At 70.4% G+C, this 16,108-nt stretch carries 16 protein-coding genes and 1 pseudogene; 3 read left to right on the top strand and 14 right to left on the bottom strand.

The window, feature by feature from the left end; translation table 11 throughout:
- Nucleotides 1–206: pseudogene (locus tag VJ693_RS23155) on the top strand (NAD(P)/FAD-dependent oxidoreductase); the annotation flags it as partial.
- Here VJ693_RS23155 and VJ693_RS23160 read toward each other — a convergent pair.
- The 9 genes from VJ693_RS23160 to VJ693_RS23200 form a co-directional block, all read right to left on the bottom strand.
- A complete protein-coding gene (locus tag VJ693_RS23160) occupies nt 155–1,162 on the bottom strand; it encodes an MxaL protein (protein WP_324158162.1) in 1,008 nt (335 codons plus the stop codon). The pseudogene VJ693_RS23155 and the gene VJ693_RS23160 overlap by 52 nt on opposite strands.
- A complete protein-coding gene (locus tag VJ693_RS23165) occupies nt 1,159–1,710 on the bottom strand; it encodes an MxaK protein (RefSeq protein ID WP_324158164.1) in 552 nt (183 codons plus the stop codon). Before VJ693_RS23165 ends, VJ693_RS23160 begins: the two co-directional genes overlap by 4 nt.
- Nucleotides 1,701–2,753: a vWA domain-containing protein gene (locus tag VJ693_RS23170; protein ID WP_324158166.1), complete on the bottom strand. Its 1,053-nt coding sequence runs from the start codon at nt 2,751–2,753 to the stop codon at nt 1,701–1,703. Before VJ693_RS23170 ends, VJ693_RS23165 begins: the two co-directional genes overlap by 10 nt.
- A 1-nt stretch (nt 2,754) precedes the next feature.
- Nucleotides 2,755–3,624 carry a hypothetical protein gene (locus VJ693_RS23175; protein WP_324158168.1) on the bottom strand — a complete coding sequence of 290 codons (870 nt, stop codon included), beginning with the start codon at nt 3,622–3,624 and terminating at the stop codon, nt 2,755–2,757.
- On the bottom strand, nt 3,621–4,493 hold the full coding sequence (locus tag VJ693_RS23180; RefSeq protein ID WP_324158170.1) for a DUF58 domain-containing protein: 873 nt from the start codon (nt 4,491–4,493) through the stop codon (nt 3,621–3,623). The genes VJ693_RS23175 and VJ693_RS23180 overlap by 4 nt, the downstream gene beginning before the upstream one ends.
- 13 nt (nt 4,494–4,506) lie before the next feature.
- Complete coding sequence (locus tag VJ693_RS23185) at nt 4,507–5,529, bottom strand: MoxR family ATPase (protein WP_324158172.1); 1,023 nt, start codon at nt 5,527–5,529, stop codon at nt 4,507–4,509.
- A 159-nt stretch (nt 5,530–5,688) separates the two neighbouring features.
- On the bottom strand, nt 5,689–7,956 hold the full coding sequence (locus VJ693_RS23190; RefSeq protein ID WP_324158174.1) for a TonB-dependent receptor: 2,268 nt from the start codon (nt 7,954–7,956) through the stop codon (nt 5,689–5,691).
- Nucleotides 7,957–8,190: 234 nt separating this feature from the next.
- Entirely contained in the window at nt 8,191–8,889 is a 699-nt protein-coding gene (locus tag VJ693_RS23195; protein WP_324158176.1) for a hypothetical protein, read from the bottom strand.
- A gap of 61 nt (nt 8,890–8,950) precedes the next feature.
- Nucleotides 8,951–9,361, bottom strand: a complete 411-nt coding sequence (locus VJ693_RS23200) for a DUF302 domain-containing protein (protein WP_324158178.1) — start codon at nt 9,359–9,361, stop codon at nt 8,951–8,953.
- 151 nt (nt 9,362–9,512) lie between these two features.
- Here VJ693_RS23200 and VJ693_RS23205 point away from each other — a divergent pair, with 151 nt between their 5' ends.
- On the top strand, nt 9,513–10,280 hold the full coding sequence (locus tag VJ693_RS23205) for a Crp/Fnr family transcriptional regulator (RefSeq protein ID WP_324158180.1): 768 nt from the start codon (nt 9,513–9,515) through the stop codon (nt 10,278–10,280).
- A gap of 19 nt (nt 10,281–10,299) precedes the next feature.
- The gene (locus VJ693_RS23210; protein WP_324158183.1) at nt 10,300–11,550 is read left to right on the top strand and encodes a cyclopropane-fatty-acyl-phospholipid synthase family protein; all 1,251 of its coding nucleotides are present in this window, start codon (nt 10,300–10,302) and stop codon (nt 11,548–11,550) included.
- Here VJ693_RS23210 and VJ693_RS23215 read toward each other — a convergent pair.
- The 5 genes from VJ693_RS23215 to VJ693_RS23235 are packed head-to-tail and all read right to left on the bottom strand — an operon-like array spanning nt 11,531 to nt 16,056.
- Nucleotides 11,531–12,172, bottom strand: a complete 642-nt coding sequence (locus tag VJ693_RS23215) for a response regulator transcription factor (RefSeq protein WP_324158184.1) — start codon at nt 12,170–12,172, stop codon at nt 11,531–11,533. The two genes, VJ693_RS23210 and VJ693_RS23215, sit on opposite strands and share 20 nt — an antisense overlap.
- On the bottom strand, nt 12,169–13,140 hold the full coding sequence (locus VJ693_RS23220; RefSeq protein ID WP_324158186.1) for a sensor histidine kinase: 972 nt from the start codon (nt 13,138–13,140) through the stop codon (nt 12,169–12,171). Before VJ693_RS23220 ends, VJ693_RS23215 begins: the two co-directional genes overlap by 4 nt.
- On the bottom strand, nt 13,137–13,979 hold the full coding sequence (locus tag VJ693_RS23225) for an ABC transporter permease (RefSeq protein ID WP_324158188.1): 843 nt from the start codon (nt 13,977–13,979) through the stop codon (nt 13,137–13,139). Before VJ693_RS23225 ends, VJ693_RS23220 begins: the two co-directional genes overlap by 4 nt.
- Complete coding sequence (locus tag VJ693_RS23230; RefSeq protein ID WP_324158190.1) at nt 13,961–15,121, bottom strand: branched-chain amino acid ABC transporter substrate-binding protein; 1,161 nt, start codon at nt 15,119–15,121, stop codon at nt 13,961–13,963. Before VJ693_RS23230 ends, VJ693_RS23225 begins: the two co-directional genes overlap by 19 nt.
- Nucleotides 15,118–16,056 (bottom strand): PQQ-dependent catabolism-associated beta-propeller protein, encoded by a 939-nt coding sequence (locus tag VJ693_RS23235; RefSeq protein ID WP_414652356.1) that lies wholly within the window; start codon nt 16,054–16,056, stop codon nt 15,118–15,120. Before VJ693_RS23235 ends, VJ693_RS23230 begins: the two co-directional genes overlap by 4 nt.
- Nucleotides 16,057–16,108: the final 52 nt, after the last annotated feature.

A 16,108-nucleotide genomic window follows, 5' to 3' on the forward strand; every position in this document is an offset into this window, starting at 1 on the left:
ACATGGGCGACACCGGGGCGGCCTTCGTCGCGCTGCCGCAGATCCCGCCGCGCAACGTGAACTGGTTCAAGAAGGGCAAGTGGGTCCACCTGGCCAAGATCGCCTTCGAGAAGTACTTCATCCGCAAGATGAAGACCGGCAACTCGGACCCGATCTACGAGAAGTACGTGCTCAAGGCCTTGGGCATCGTGCGGCTGGCCAAGTAGCGCAGCCTTCGCGGCAGCGGCATGTGCCCGAGGTGCCGCACCAGCAACAGCACCAACGCCAGCACACCCAGCGCGGCCCGGCCGTCGGCCTGCACCGGCACCGGCCGCGCCAGCACCGGCGCCGTCAACGCGGCGCTCAGGGCCTCGGACGACTGCAGGCGGTGATAGCCCAGCCCCAGTTCCGAGGCCAGCAGCCGCAGGTAGGCGTCGTGCAGTGAAGACAGGTGCTCGCTGCCGGTGGACGCATCCGGCAGCGGCGCCGCAGCCGCCGAGTCTTCAACCATCGTTTCGCCGCCGACGCTGGCGCCCCGCCCCTGGCTGCGCGGGTCGGTCTGCATCACCTCGTCGGCGCGCCAGAAGCCGAGCGCGCGCCCATCGGGGTCGGTCTTCGGGATCGGCGACGGCAGCAGGTCACCGACGCCGACGATCAAGCCGGCCACCTCACCCGGCCGGCCGTCGAACGCCGGGCGGTGGCGCGGGTTCAGCGGCGGCGCCTCGTGCCCGTCGGTGACGAACACCAGCGCCGTCGGGCGAGGCAGTTGCTTGACCAGCCCGATGCCGCTGTGAATGCCCTTGGCGACTTCGCTGCCGCCGATCCAGGCCATGCGGCCGTCGATGCGGTCCAGCGTCGAACGCAGCTCGTTCAGGTGGGCGCAGACCTCGATCGGGCTGTACAGCAGGAACGAGCGGTGTTCGGTGAACACCGCCCAGCCGATGCGCGAACCGCAGGGCAGCCGAAGCAGCGATTCGCGCAAGGCGTGCTTGGCAAAGGCCAGGCGCGAAGCAGGCTTGCCATTGAGCACGGTGTCGGTCACGTTCATGCTCTGCGTCACGTCGAGCACGATCACCTGCTCGAACAGCGCCCGCTCGGTCGGCCAGGTGGGCCGCATGAAGCCGATGGCCAGCGCCAGCGCCGCGCCGCCCAGCAAGCCGCGGTCGAGCCAGACCGGATTCACGGCAACCCCGGCGTGTAGGCGCGCATCGTGGTGGCGGCGCGCTCGCGGTTGCGCGGCTGCGCGGCGGCCTCTTCTTCGGCATCGTCCGGGTCGGGCAGCAGGCGCTGGGCGCGCTCGAGGTTGTAGCGCGCGTCCCAGTTCTGCGGGTCGTGGCGCAGCACCTCGCGGTAGTTCTCCTTGGCCAGCTCCAGCAGCGCAATCGCCTGCCCCGGCTCGCCCGTGGCGCGTTGGGCGATGGCCTGGCGCATCAACAGGTTGGCGCTGTTGTAGCGCGCCGCCTGGCCCAGCGGCGTGTCGCCCTGCAGCGCACGGTAGCCGTTCAGCGCGTCTTCCAGCGCTTCGCTGGCGGCTTGCGCGTGGGCCCGCGCAAAGCGCGCTTCAGCGGGTTCGCCCGCGGCGGCAGGCGGCGGTGGGCTGGCCTGGATCAGGTGGTTCCAGCCTTCATCGCGCCACAGCCGCACGCCGTCGGCCACTGCGGCGGCCGCCACCAGCAGCAACAGGCCGATGACCATCCTCGTGCGGCTGCGCCCGCTCCAGCTCAGCGCCATCGCCGGATCTCCGTCAGGTTGGCGCCCAGCGTCAGCAGCACGCAGGCCAGCGCCAGGCCGAAGGCCCAGGCGGAGAGGTCGCGCCGGGGCACGGTGTCGAGGTAGTTGATCGGCAGGTTCTCGAGCCGGTCCACGTCTTCGATGGCCTTCTGCAGCGCCTGCGGGTTCTCGGCCTCATAGGCACGGTAGGGCGTGCCCAGCGATTCGAAGAAATGGTGCAGCGCGACCTCGGGCGCCGCATCGCCACCGGCCGTCAACGGCCCGTCGGCCGCCGCCGGGCCCAGGCCGGCACTGCGTGCCGAGCGGATGTAGAGCCAGTACACGCCGACGCGGTCCTTGCGGGCCAGGTGGGCGATGCGATCGCGCACGTCGCCATCGATGTGGTCGCCGCCATCCGAGACCAGCATGATGATGCGCGAGCCGGTGTAGGGCCGGTCCTCGAAGAAGCTCAAGCCCGCCAGCATGGCCAGGCCGATGTTGGTTTCCGACAGGCCGCGCCCGATGTTGCCGGCGCCGATGGCGGCCTGGATGGCGTCGCTCTTCTGCGTGAAATCGAGCACCCGCATCGGCAGCGTGCTGAAGACGACCATGCCGAAGCGGTCTTCCGGCCGCTTGCCTGCGAACTCCGACAGCAGTTGCCGGGCCACCATGCCCTTGGATTGGCGGGCCTCGTTGGCACGCAGCCGGGCGTAGTAATCGAGCGCCTCGGGGCCCCTGCCGAGCAGGGCCTCGGCCTGGGCGTTGCGCCCGCCGGCGAAGCCCTGGTCCATGCTGCGGCTGCGATCGAGCACGAGCACGATCTCGGCGCCCCGCCCGACCCGCTCGACCGGGTACTCGGGCCGGTACGGGCCGGCCAGGCCCAGCATCAGCGCCGCCAGCGCCAGCACCGCCGCGCCGCGCAGCGCCCACTGCAGCAGGTCGGACGCGGCGTCGTGCGGCACCAGCGTCACCCAGGCGTTGGGCAAGGCAACACCGCGCCGCGCCCACAGCGGCAGCAGCGCCAACGGCAACAGCCACAGCCAGCCGGGTGCATCCAGGCTCATGTCATGCACTCCCCCGCTCGGCGTCGCGGCAGCGGCGGCAGAAGTCCAGCAGCCAGCGGCGGTCGACCTGCGGCGCGTCGCCCGCGAAGAACACGGCCCGCGAGCGCTGGAAGAACTGCAGCAGCTCGTCGCGCAGCAACTCGAAACCGGGGTGGGCGGCGAGGAAGCGCTCCAGCCCGGGCTCGAACACCGCTTCACCCGCCGTCTGGTTCAGCGCGCCATGCACCCTCGCCCAGGCCTCGCGCCACTGCTCGGCGCCCGGCTGCGCCGGCAGTTGCCGGACGGCTCGCCAGGCCAGGCCGAAGGGCCGCCGATGGCGCGCCCACCAGGGCAGGCCGATGTAGACATGCGCCAGGTAACCCAGCAGCAACAGCCCCAGCGCGCCATAGCCCAGCAGGCGCCGGCGCAAGGCCGAGGTGTCGATCAAGGGGGGAGGCGCGTCGGGCCGCATCTCGCCCAGGCCATGGCGCGGCGATGCGTCGACGGGCCCGAGCGGCGCCACCGTCAGCGGCCAGGCGTCGACCCGCAGGTCCACGACCCGCGGACCGCCTTCGATGCGCAAGGCCAGCGGCGGCAACTCCAGCGTGCGCACCTCGCGCGGCGCCAGGAAGACCTGATAGGCCAGCTCGATCTCGCTGCCCCGCCGCTCCACGCTGCGCAGCTCCAGCGACCGGCCGCGGCCGCCGACCTGCGGCAGCGACGATTCGTCCAGCCGCATGCCGGCGGGCAGGTCGAGGTGGATGCGGCGCGTCACCACATCGCCGACCGAATAGCCGAAGGCGCGCGGCTCGCTGGTGTTGGCCGTCTGCGCCGAGGCCATCATGGGCAGGCACAGCAGCGCCAGGACCGAACACGAACGGAGACAGTTCATGTGAAATGACGGGTGACGGCCTCGGCGTCGAACCCGCCTTCGATGAACAGCGGCTTGAGCCGCCGGGCACGGAACAGCTGCTGCAGCGCGTCATGCCGCGCCTGGTGATGCTGTTGCCAGCGCGTGCGCAGCGCCGGCCGCCACCAGACGAGCCGCTGCCGGCCGGTCTCCGGGTCCACCACCTGGGCCAGGCCGCGCGGGGCGCTCAAGCCGAACTCGGCCGGGTCCCACAGCACCACCGGCACGACATCGTGGTGGGCCAGGCTGCCCAGCACGTCGCTGATCAAGCGCGGCGGCAAATGAAAATCCGACACCAGGAACACCAGCGCCCGCTGCCGGCCCAGGTAGCGCTGCGCGGCAAGCAGGCCCTGCGCCGAGCGGCCTTGCCGCTCGTCCGGCTGCCACTCGCGCAGGCGCTGCGCCAGCGGGCTGCCGACGCCACGCGCGCGGGTGGCCGGCTGGAGGAAATCGGCCCTGACCTCGGCGTCGCAGCCGATGAAGCCGAAGCTGTCGCCGGTGCGCCAGGCGGACCAGGCCAGGCTGTCGACGAAGTCGGCCAGCACATCGAGCTTGCGCCGCGCGCCCTCGAAGCCCATCGACGCCGACAGGTCGGCGATCACGACGACCGGGATCGACTTGCGCTGGCTGTAGACCCGCACCATCCAGTTGCCGAAGGGATCGCGCAGGCTGGCGTGCAGGTCGAGCCGGCGCGGATCCGGCGCATCCAGCAGGCTGGCGTGGCCGCGGAACTCGAAACCGCTGTCGCCTCGCCGGCTGCGGTGGTGGCCGGGGAAGTGGCCGAGCACCGGCGCGTCGACCCGGTAGTGCAGTTCGCGGATCGGTGCCGGTGGCTTGTCGGGCGCGGCCATTGGGAGCAATCGCTCAGGGTGCCGCCACGGCGCCCAGGATGCCCGCGACGAGCGGCCCGGTGATCTCCTGGCGGCGCATCTCGTAGACCGGCTGGAAGCACAGGCGGTGGGCGATCGTCTCGAGGAAGACGGCCTGCACGTCTTCGGGCGTCGTGTGGTCGCGGCCGTCCAGCCAGGCCACGACGCGCGCCGCACGCAGCAGCATGCTCATGCCGCGCGGGCTGGCGCCCGCCAGCATCAACTGCGCGCTGTCGATGTCGGGCAGCTGCACCCCGTAGTCGGCCGGCACGGCGGTGGCCCGCCACAGGGCCAGCGCGTACTGCTGCAGCGTCGGCGAGGCGTGGATGCTGCGCTGGATCAGCTCGGCCACGGGCCCGAGCTCGCGGTGGTCGATCATCGCCTCGGCCAGGCCGCCGACGAGGCGATCGGTGTCGTGGAAGCGGGGGTCGAACATCAGCGTCTGCCGGTCTTCGTCGGTGGCCGGCGCGTCCACCGTCACTTCCATCATGAACCGGTCGCGGGCGGCCGCCGAGATCTCGAAAGTCTCCTCGCGCTCGACGCGGTTGCGGTCGGCGAAGACCAGCAAGTGCGGGAAGCGGAACTCGCGGTTGAAGGCCGACACGCTGCGCTCGGCCATCACCCGCAGCAGCAGCGAGTGGACCTGCGGCCGGGCGCGGTTGATCTCGTTGAAGAAGAAGATCGCCAGGTCTTCGCCGTGCTGGATCAGCGGCCCCGGTTCCACCGCCGGCCGGCCCTCGGCGCTGATGTAGGTGTGATAAATGAGGTCGTTGGGCATCAGGTCGATGGTGCCCTCGGTGCGCGCGAAGGCCCCGCCCAGCACACGGGCAAAGGCGCGCAGCAGCGTCGTCTTGCCGACGCCCACGTCGCCTTGCAGCAGCACGTGGCCGCGGGCGAAGACCGCCGTGGTGATGAGCCGGATGACCCGCGCCTGGCCGATCACGGCCTGCGCCACCTCCTGCTCCAGCGCCAGGGCCATGCGGCGCCAATCCTGCAGCAGGCTGCCGTCGCGGTTCATGCCGAGGCCCGGGAAGGGTTTGAATCCATCGATGCGCGCGCTCCAGGTGGCCGAGGGCAACAGGACAGACTGTCACCTCCGTGGCACGGTGGTGATCGGCTGACCACTCCCGGCAGGCTCAGAGCAAGAGACGCGCCGAGATGTCGACCCTGCGCGGGATCAGGCGCCGTCCAGCGACCACCGCAGGCCGAGCCACAGCGCCCGGGGCGCCCCGGGGCCGACGAACTGCGCCGTGGGCCGGGCGTCCGGCGCGAGCAGCCGGCCCTGCGCATCGAAGGCGTTCTCGCCCAGCAGGCCCGAGCTGGCGTAACGGCGGTCGAACACGTTGGTCAGCCGGGCGAACAACTCCCAGGCGGGAGCGGGCTTCCAGCTCGCCGTCAGGTTCAGCAGCGCGTAGCCGCCGACGCGCCCCGAGCCGTTGAACGCTTCTCCATCGGGCCGGTGCGCGTTGTTCTCGTTGCCGCGCGCGAACTGGCTGGAGTACGCCTGCAGTTGCGCCCCGGCCGTCCAGGCCTCGCCGAAGCGCGCATCCAGGCTCATCTTCAGGCTGTGCGCCGGCAGGCCCGGCAGGTGGTTGCCCGGCCGGACCTCGATTTCGCCCTGGCCGGTGCAGGCGGCGCTGGTCTCGGCCGTGCTGTTGGCCTCGGCGAACAGGCAGGCGGACGAATCGAAGGTCGCGCGCAGGTAGCTGTACGACACCGCCCAGTCGACAGCGGCCCGGCGCTGCGACAGGCCCAACTCCAGCCCCTGGCGCAGCGTGCGGCCGAAGTTGGTGAAGTAGCCCGCCGCCAGCCCGTTGCTGATGAACAGCAGGTCGTCCTGGTTGATGGTGCGGTAGGCCGAGGCGTTCCAGCGCAGCTCGCCGATCGGGCTGTTATCCCAGTGGCCCCGCAGGCCGCCTTCCAGCGTGCGCGAGACCACCTGCTTCAGCGGCGGGTCGGATTGCAGCGCGTTGGGCAGCACGCAGGCGTGCTCGGGGTCGGAGCAGCCGAGCTCGATCGGGCTGGGTGCCCGGCTGCCCTGGCTGAAGCCACCGTAGGCGGTGACGCCTGAGCTGGCCTGCCAGGTCAGGCCCAGCGCCGGGTTGAACTTGCGGTAGCGGGCGTTGGCGTCGAGCTGGGTGTCCAGGCCCAGCGTCGCACGGCCCAGATCCACCGTCTGGACGCGGGTGTCGTTGTAACGGCCCGAGACGCTCAGGTGCAGCGTGGGGTCGAGCTCGAACAGGCCGGTGGCGTAGAGGCCGCCGCTGCGGCTGTGGCCGCCGATCATCGCGTCGACCACCGCCTCGCCGGTCGGCAGCACCAGCAGGGTCGCGTCGAGATCGCCCTCGGCGGTGGTCTGGCTGAAGCGGCTGCGCGCCCGGTCGAGCGTGACGCCGGCGGCCAGGCGATGGGCGTCGATGCCGTAGCTGGCCTGCAGCGCCAGGCCTTCGCCCTGCTGTCGGGTGTGGGTGCGGTGCTCCACCGCGACGGCGGTGACCTCGGGCGGGTCGTAGGCGTCGTTCAGGTCGCCGTTGAGCGTGGCCGCACGGGCGTGGCGGCTGTAGGCGGTGCCCGAGATCTCGAGCGCGGCGCTCGGCCGGACGCGGCCGTTGAACGTCAGCATCGTCATCTCGTTGTCGGTGATGTCGGGCCGGGTGTAGACCTGGCTCCGGTCGGCGGCGAGCATGCTCTCGGGCAGCGGGCCGTTGCCGATCAGCCGGTTGTCGCCGTGCGTCAGGCTGACGTCCCAGTCGACTGCCGAGGTGTGCTGGCCGGTCTTGGCAAACAGCTGGCGCACGCGCGAGGGCGAGTAGTCGCGCCAGCCGTCTTCGTCGAAGGTCTCGACCGCGAGGAACAGGTGGCCATGGTCGCCCAGTGAGCGGCCGTGCGACAGCTGGGCGCTGACGCGGCCGAACGAGCCGGCCTGCAGCTCGGCCTCGGTGCCGGGGTGGGTGTCGCCGCGCTTGGTCTCCAGCGACAGCGCGCCGCCCAGCGTGTTCAGCCCGAACAGCGGGTTCGAGCCCGGCAGCAGCGTGAGCCGGGCCAGCGCAGCCTTGGGGATCAGATCCCAGTTCACCACGTCGCCGAAGGGCTCGTTGATGCGCACGCCGTCCTGGAACACCGACAGGCCCTGCGGCGTGCCCAGCAAGGGGCTGGCCGAGAAGCCGCGGTAGTTCAGGTCCATCTGGTACGGGTTGCCCTGGACCTCGTTGACGTTGACGCTGGGCAGCTGGCTCGACAGGAAATCCGGCAGGTTCAGGCTTTGCAGCTGGCGCAGGCGCTCATCGTCGGCCGTCTGCACGTTGGCCGGGATGAAGTCCTTCGCCACGCCTGCGCCGGGGACCGGCGTGGTGCCGATGATCTCCACCCGCTGCGGGGCGGTGGCGTCGGCCGCGGCGGCGGCCAGGTCCTGCGCCAACGTGGCGGGCGCAAAGGCGGCGAGCACGGCCGCTTGAATGGCGGCTTGGGCGGCAAGGGCTGCTGTGGGGCGAGCGGCCGGGCGGCGCCGCTGCGGCGTTGGGCACTTCACAGAACTGGTCTCCGGGCTTGGCATGGTTGGGGGCATGGGCCAGCCGTGCGGCCCTGCCCTTGCCCTTTACCCTAGCCAGTGCCGTGCCCGGGCGATAGGGAAGCCTTCCCGGCGTTTGCGCTGTGCCCGATCTCTACCTTCGCGCGTTGCTCAAGGCAAGGCGCAGGTGCCCGTCCCGCCGTCGCGCACGTAGTAGTCAGTCGACAGCGAGCCGTTGGCCGCGGAAATCACGTTCAGCCCCGCGCTGAGGAAGACGGGCACATGCGCCCGCGTCGTGCCGTTCAGCTGGGTGAGCGGGATGTTGTTGACCGACACGTTCAGCAGGTATCGGCCGTTGTCGAACAGGTTCACGAACGGCTGGGCGCGGCCCGTCAGCGCGTTGAACGCGCAGCCCGGCGTCACCACGGCATACGACTTGAGGCTGGCTGCGTATTCCAGGTCGCCGCTGTAGGTGTTGGCCCCGGTATCCGGAATGCAGATGTTCGGCTGGCCGGGGTAGGTGACGCTCACGTCGAAGCTGTAGCTGTCCACCACCTTGCCGGTCGCGACCGTGACGGTGTCGAGCCCGTTGCTCAGCCAGACGGTGGCGTCCGGGCTGCGCGGGCTGACCGTGGCGACCGCGCTGCCATTGAGCGACACCGTGCCGCTCGCCCGTTTCGGGTTGTACAGGCCGGCCTGGACGAACGGCGCCAACCCGTCCACCGGATGCAGGCCGCATTGCCAGGCGGCAGAGGCGTAGGTCTTGCCACTGGCGCCAATCTGGATGCCGGTCGCCGCCGAAGCGGACGTGAACGCCAGGCTCGCACTGACCGCGAGCAACCCCCAGGCCAGGTCTCTTGTGCACATCATGAATAAGCTCCAGCAGTGGAATCGATGATGCACATTGGGCCTGGCAAGCTTTAAGGAAACCTTAGGGCGGCACCCTCTCCTGCCCCGCCAGGCTTGCGCAGGCCCGGCGCAGGCGCTGCTCGGCCTGGTCGGCCACCGCCTGCACCTCGGGCCTGCCGACGAGGCCGACCATGGTCTGTGGATCGAGAAAGCCCACCACCACGCGGCCCGACGGGTCCTCGCGCACGATCACGTTGCAGGGCAGCAGCAAGCCGATGTCCGGCTCGGCCTGCAGCGCTTCGTGTGCCAGGGCTGGATTGCAGGCGCCCAGGATGCGGTAAGGCGGCATCGCCGCGCCCAGCTTTTCCTTCATTGCACGCTGAACGTCGATGTCGCTCAGCACGCCGAAGCCCTCGGCCTTCAGGGCATCGATGGTCTTGGCCAACGCCTGATCGAAGGAAACGCCTGTCAGTGTGGTGGTGAATCCGTACATGACTGCTCCACGGGTGCCTGGAGGTTTCCAGGCCACTTTGTCCACTGTCGAACATAGGCCGATTCATCGCTTGCGCGCGATCAAAGGAACCGAGTCCCGGGCCGCCTACAAAGGTCGGCAAAGCGAGTTCAAAGGTCACGGGAGCCGTGTGATGTGCATCGCGTCCACGCCACGATCGAACCATCTCATCGCCGGACTGCCGATCGACGCGCGGCAGCGGTGGCTGCCACGACTCGAACGGGTCGAGGTCCCGCAGGGCCTGGCGCTGCACCAGTCAGGCAGCCAGATGAGCTACGCGTACTTCCCGACGACGGCCGTCGTCTCCCTGGTCTACGAGACGGCAGACGGCGCATCGACGGAGCTCGCCGTCGTCGGCAACGAGGGCATCGTCGGCGTGGAACTGCTCCTGGGAGGCGGGTCCACGACCAGCAGTGCGGTGGTGCGAACGGCCGGTGAGGTGCTTCGGCTGCCGCCACGGATGATGCAGGACGAGTTCGCCCGGGCCGGTTCGGCGGCGCACCTGCTGCTGCGCTACACCATGGCCCTGATCACCCAGTTGGCGCAAACGGCGGTGTGCAACCGCCACCATTCGCTGGACCAGCGGCTGTGCCGCTGGCTGCTCATGAGCCTGGACCGTGTTCAGGGCAACGAAGTCGTCGCGACGCAGGAACAGATCGCCAACATGCTCGGCGTTCGCCGCGAAGGCGTGACAGAGGGCGCGCTGCGCCTGCAGGGGCTCGGTCTGATCCGCTACGCGCGCGGGCACATCCTGGCGCTCGATCGCCAAGGGCTGGAGAAGCAGGCCTGCGAGTGCTATGCCGTGGTCAAGAAGGAATACGACCGGCTGCTTCCGGAGACGGTGACGGCTCCGCAGCCGCGGCCGACCGCAAGAGCCGCCGCCGAGGCCCACGCGGCCTGAACCGGCCGGGTGAACAAGCATGTCCGCCACTGATTCGCGAACCGCCGATGCGGCGGCGCCTTCCGTGGTGCGGGCGCTCATCCGAAGAATCGTCGATGGCGTTGCCGCAGGCCAGAAATATCACCTCAAGGTCGTCTTTTCCGACCACACCACGCACGAGACCACGCGCCTGGGCGACCCGGACGTCACGATCATCTTCCGCCATCGCCGGGCCGAGTGGCGCATGGTGCTGGGTGGGATGTTCGAGTTCCTCGAGTCGTACTTCGACGGCGACGTCGACATCGTCGGCGAACAAGGCCTGCGCAAGCTGGTCAACATCGGATACCGAAAGACCTTCGGGCGATTCGAACACCCGCTGACCCTCGTGAAGCGGCATGTCCTCGAGTGGAAGCAGAACAACAAGGACTTCGCGCAGGCCAAGCGCAACGCCACCTTCCACTACGGCCTGCCGACGGAGTTCTTTCGCCTCGTGCTCGGCGACACGTTCGGCTACACCGAGGGGTTCTGGACGGAAGACACGCGCAGCCTCGACGAGGCACAGCACAACAACTTCGACCTGATCTGCCGGAAACTTCGGCTGAAGCCCGGTGACAAGCTGGTCGAAATCGGCCCCGGCTGGGGATACATGTCCATGCTCGCGGCCGAGAAGTACGGCGCCGACGTGACCAGCTACGGGCTCGTTGCCAGCCAGAACGACGCGATGCGCATGCTGATGAAAGCCCGCCACTTCAGTGGCAAGCTCACGCTCGTCGAAAAGGATCACCGGGAGCTGGCCGACGAGCCTGCGCGCTACGACCGGTTCGTGTCGATAGGCGTTCATGAGCACGCCGGGCGGGACTGCAACGAGCAATGGATCGAGAGCATCGCCCGCGGCCTGCGCCCCGGAGGCATCGGCCTCATCTCGGCGACCTTCAACATGAAGCAGCGGCCGACCAACTACTGCACGATCAAGCACATCTTCCCCGGCGGTTACATCCCGAGCCTGGCGCAGACCTTGATCTTCATGGAAAAGCATGGCCTGGACGTCCAGGCCATCGACAACGTCTCGTACCACTACCACCGCACCGTGGAGCAGTGGCTGAGGAATCTCGAAGCCAACTGGGAGCGCATCCGTGCGATCGATCCCCAGCGCTTCAGCGAGAAGTTCCGAAGGACGTGGCTGTTCTACCTCGGCGGTGCCGCCGAGACCTTCGAGGCCGCACGCGAGATCATCAACTGCTACCACATCACCTTCGTGAAGGGGCACTACTTCAAGCCCCCGCCGTGCTGATCACCTGGTGCCGGATCGCCAGGTGTGCCAGCGCCGCCGAGGTGGCCACGCCGAGCTTTTCCTTGATCAGGGTCTGCTGGTTGGAGACGGTCTTGGAGCTGAGCTTGAGCAGCTGCGCGCACTCGCCGGGCGAATGGCCCTGGGCCAGCAGGCGGAAGATCTCGAACTCGCGCGGGCTCAGGCTCGCCAGGCGCTCGGCCTCCTGCGCCGGGTCGCGCCGCAGCAGGCTGGGCGGCAGGGCCGGGTCGAGGTAGGGCTGGCCCGCCTGCAGCGCACGCACGGCGTCGACCAGGCATTCGGGGGCGCTCGCCTTGGTGAGGAAGCCGCGCGCGCCGGCATCGAGCGCCTGGCGCACCAGCGGCCCGCTGTCGTGCATGCTGAAGACCAGCACGCGGGCCGTGGGGGAGCGAAGGCGCACCCGGCGGATCAGCGCCAGGCCGCCTGCACCGGGCATCGAGATGTCGGTCACCAGCAGGTCGGGCTCGTGCTCGACCCAGGCAGCGTAGGCGGCTTCGCCGGTCGAGGCCTCGGCGATGACGCGGATGTCGGGGGTCTGCTCCAGCAGGCGCAGGTAGCCGCTGCGCACCACCGGGTGGTCGTCGGCCAGCAGCACACGAATCATGCCGCCACCCTTTCGCTGGGCATTGCCAGCCCGGGCGCCGGCAGCGGCACGCTCAGGCGCAGCCGCAGCCCCTCGCCCGGCCGGCTGTGCAATTGCAGCTCGCCGCCGATCGCCGCGGCGCGCTCGCCGGCGCCCAGCAGGCCCAGGCCGCGCGTGGCGGCCTGCGGGTCCATGCCACGGCCGTCGTCCTGGATGCTCAGGCACAGCGCCTGCGGCCCGGTGCGCGCCAGCCGGATGTGGGCACCGCTGGCCTGGGCGTGGCGCGCGACGTTCGTCAGCGCTTCCTGGGTGACACGGTAGAGCGTGATGTTCACGGCGTCGGGCAGGCCGTCCAGCAATCCTTCGTGATGGAAGACGCAGGCCACGCCGCTGCGCTCTTCCCAGGCCTCGCACAGTTCCTGCAGCGCGGCCACCAGGCCCAGCGTGTCCAGGTTGGCCGGCCGCAGCCGGCGCAGCAGGTCGCCGACGAGCTGGTAGACGCTCTGGCCCGCGAGGTGGGCGCGCGAGGCGGCGGCCAGCATCTGCGGGCCCGCTTCGCGCGCCTCGCGCCGCAGGCCCGCCGTCTCGATCAGCAAGGCGCTGCAGCGCTGCCCGAGCTCGTCGTGCAGCTCGCGCGCCAGCGCCGTGCGCTCGCTCTCCTGCAGCGCGATGAGCTGGCGCGCCAGCTCGCGGTTGTGCAGCAGCAGCTCGGCGGCCCGCGCCTCGGCGCGCTCGCGCATCCGCAGCTCGGCCTGCACCTCGCGCCGGCGGCGCATCGCATACCAGGCCAAGCCGGCCGTCAGCGCGCCGCCGGCCAGCGGCAGCTCGTCGGCGTTCCAGCGCTCGTAGGGCGCGAGCCAGCGGCCCAGTAGCTCGTGCAGGTCGATCGCCGAGGCGGCGGCGTAGCACAGCAGCACCGCCGCCAGCACCCACCACAGGTCGCTGCGCCAAGCGACCTTCCGATCGCGCCTGGGGAATGTCGCCGTCATGCCGCACCTCGCTTGGTCAGGCCACCGAAGCCGCGCTGCGGGTCGTAGCCCCAGCAGGCGAGCGTGAAGAAGACCGCCGCGCAGCCCAGCACGACCCAGGGGGACAGCCCCGGGTCCTTGCCGTAGAGCGCGAAGCGCAGCCATTCAATGGCGTGGGTGAAGGGGTTGAAGCGGGCCAGCTGGTAGACCCACTCGGCGCCGGATTCCTGCAGCTTCCACAGTGGGTACAGCGCGGTCGACAGGAAGTACATCGGGAAGATGACGAAGTTCATCGTGCCGGCGAAGTTCTCGAGCTGCTTGATGTGCACCGACAGCAGCAGGCCCAGCGAGCCGAGCATCAGCGCGCCGGCCATCAACGCCAGCAGCGCGTGCAGCCCCGCCGGCGACCACAGCGGCAGCGCCGTGCCGAGCAGCGCCGCCAGCACGACGAAGGCAAGCGCCTGCAGCACCGACAGCACGGCCGTGGCGCAGAGCTTGGAGAACATCAGCCAGGGCCGCGGCAGCGGCGCGGTCAGCAGCAGCCGCATCAGGCCCATCTCGCGGTCGTAGACCATCGCCAGCGACGACTGCATGCCGTTGAACAGCAGCACCATGCCCACCAGCCCGGGCGCGATGTAGACGTCGTAAGGGATGTAGGTGTCGTAGGGCTCGACGATCGCCACGCCGAAGACGTTGCGAAAGCCGGCCGCGAACACCGCCAGCCACAGCAGCGGCCGCACCAGCGCCGACACGACCCGCCCGGTCTGCTGGGAAAACTTGTACAGCTCGCGCAGCACGATGGCGCGCAGGGCCTGCAGCGCGTGCAGCACGGGCCCGCGGCTCAGGGTGCGGTCTTGCATGACTTCTCCGGCGCATCCGCGCCCAGGGTGTCCAGCACGTTGCTGGGGTGCAGCAAACCTTCGATCGGCGCCTGCGAGACCACGCCCTGGCCGTCGGTCAGCAGCAGGGTCTGGCGCAGCTGGCCGTCCCAGGGGCGAAAGCTCAGCGCCGTGCCCTTCGAGCCGTCGAGCGCCAGCTTGGGCAGCGCCTGCGCCCAGGCCGCCGCCGGCCCCTTGGGCAGCGAGGCGGCCAGGCTCACCAGCGCCTTGCCGCCCATCCACGCGGCCCAATCCTGCGCCGTCATCGCCCGCCTGGCGGCCTTGGCGAAGCGGCGCGACACCTGCGGCGCGCCGAAGCGCTCGAACTGCGCATGCCAGGCCAGCGCCACCAGGCCGGCATCGCCGACCACCGGTCGCGGCAGCACGGTGCGGTAGGGCAGGCTGCGTGCGAACTCGCCGTCGCTGTCGACCACCCAGACCGCGTCGTAGCCGCTGCCGGCGGTCAGCAGCAACGGGTTGGCCAGTTCGCGCTCGCGCGGGTCGCCCGAGAGCTTGAAGGGCTTGCTGGCCACCACCTGCAGGCCGTAGCGCCGGATCGACGCCTGGGCCGCCGCCGCGCGCTGCTGGTCGTCCGGCCGGGGGCCGACCAGCAGCAGCAGCTTGTTCCACTTTCGTGACACCAGTGTCTGGGCCAGCGCATCACTGCGCATGCGCTCGCTGGGAATCAGGTGCAGCAGCCGGGGCCGGCAATCCTGCTGGCGCAGCCGGTCGGCCGGCTCACCGAGGTTCAGCACCGGCAGCCTGACGGCATCGGCCACCGCCAGCGTCCAGTCGGCCGGCAGGTCGGTCAGCAGGACGGCGGCGCCGCCCTTCTCGGCCGCCTGGGCCGCCGCCCGGGCCGCGGCCAGGCTGCCGGCACGGGCGCTGGCGAGGTCGACGGCCGCGCCGGCCGCCTCCAGCTCGAAGCGGCCTTCGTCGAGCGCCACCTTCAGGCCATCGAGCGCCGGGCCGCCGGGGTGGCCCAGGTAGGCGCGTTCGAGCTGCGTGCGCTCCAGCCGGGGGTCGTCTTCGAGGCCGATCACGGTGGCCTTGAGCGCGGCGGCGCCGGCGGCCAGGGGCAACAGCGCGGCCGCGAGGGCGGTGGCGACGAATGACCGCCTCATTCGACCGTCACCAGGCCATAGGGCACCCGGCCGACCGGGATGCTCTTGAGCGCCTTCGCCGAGGCCACGTCGACCACCGTGACGTCGTCGCTCAGGCCGTTGACCACGAACAGGCGCGCCTCGGCCTTGTCGAGCGCCACGTTCCAGGCGCGCTTGCCGACCAGCACCAGGCTCGCCACCTTGCGCGCCGGCACGTCGACGAAGGCCACGTGGTTGGCCCGGCCGAGCGCGACGAAGGCACGCTTGCCGTCGCGGCTGATCTGGATGCCCACCGGCGTGATGTCCTCGGCGCGCGCCCCCTTCAGCTCGAACGTCAGCGTGGCCGACACCGCCTGGGTCGCGGTCGAGACGATGCTGACGCTGGCGCCGAGCTCGTTGGTGACCCACAGCTCCTTGCCGTCCGGTGTCAGCGCCATCCGGCGCGGGCGCTTGCCGACCGGGATGTTCTTCACCACCCGGCCCGAGGCGGTGTCGATCACGTGGACCATGCTCGCAACCTCGGAGGTCACGTACACGGTCTTGCCGTCGGCACTGACCTTCACGCCCTCGGGCTCCTCGCCGACCTTCACCGACTTGAGCAGCTTGCCACTGGCCGCATCGATGAAGCTCAGTGCGCCCGCATCCTCGTTCGACACGTAGATGACCTTGCCGTCGGGCGAGAGATCGAAGGCCTCGGGCGCGTCACCGAGCGGAATGCGGCGCAGCGACCTGCCCGTGGCCGGATCGATCAGATCCGCCGCGTTGGCGTCGGTGCACGCCACCAGCAGCTTGCGATCAGGTGTGATCTGCAGGTGCCGGCCGCGCTGGCAGGTCGGCAGGGTGCCCTTGACGCTCAGCGTGGCCAGGTCGATCAGGGTCAGCGCGTCGTCCTTCTCGCTCGACACATAGGCCGTGCCTTGGCCCGCAGCACTGCTGGCCCAAATCGCCAGGCCCAGCCAAGCAGCCGCCGCGGAACCGGCTCTGCCGGGCCGCTGGCGGGCCTTGCAG

Origin of the sequence: Ideonella sp. (genome assembly GCF_035254525.1) — a bacterium.
Lineage (GTDB): Bacteria > Pseudomonadota > Gammaproteobacteria > Burkholderiales > Burkholderiaceae_C > Ideonella.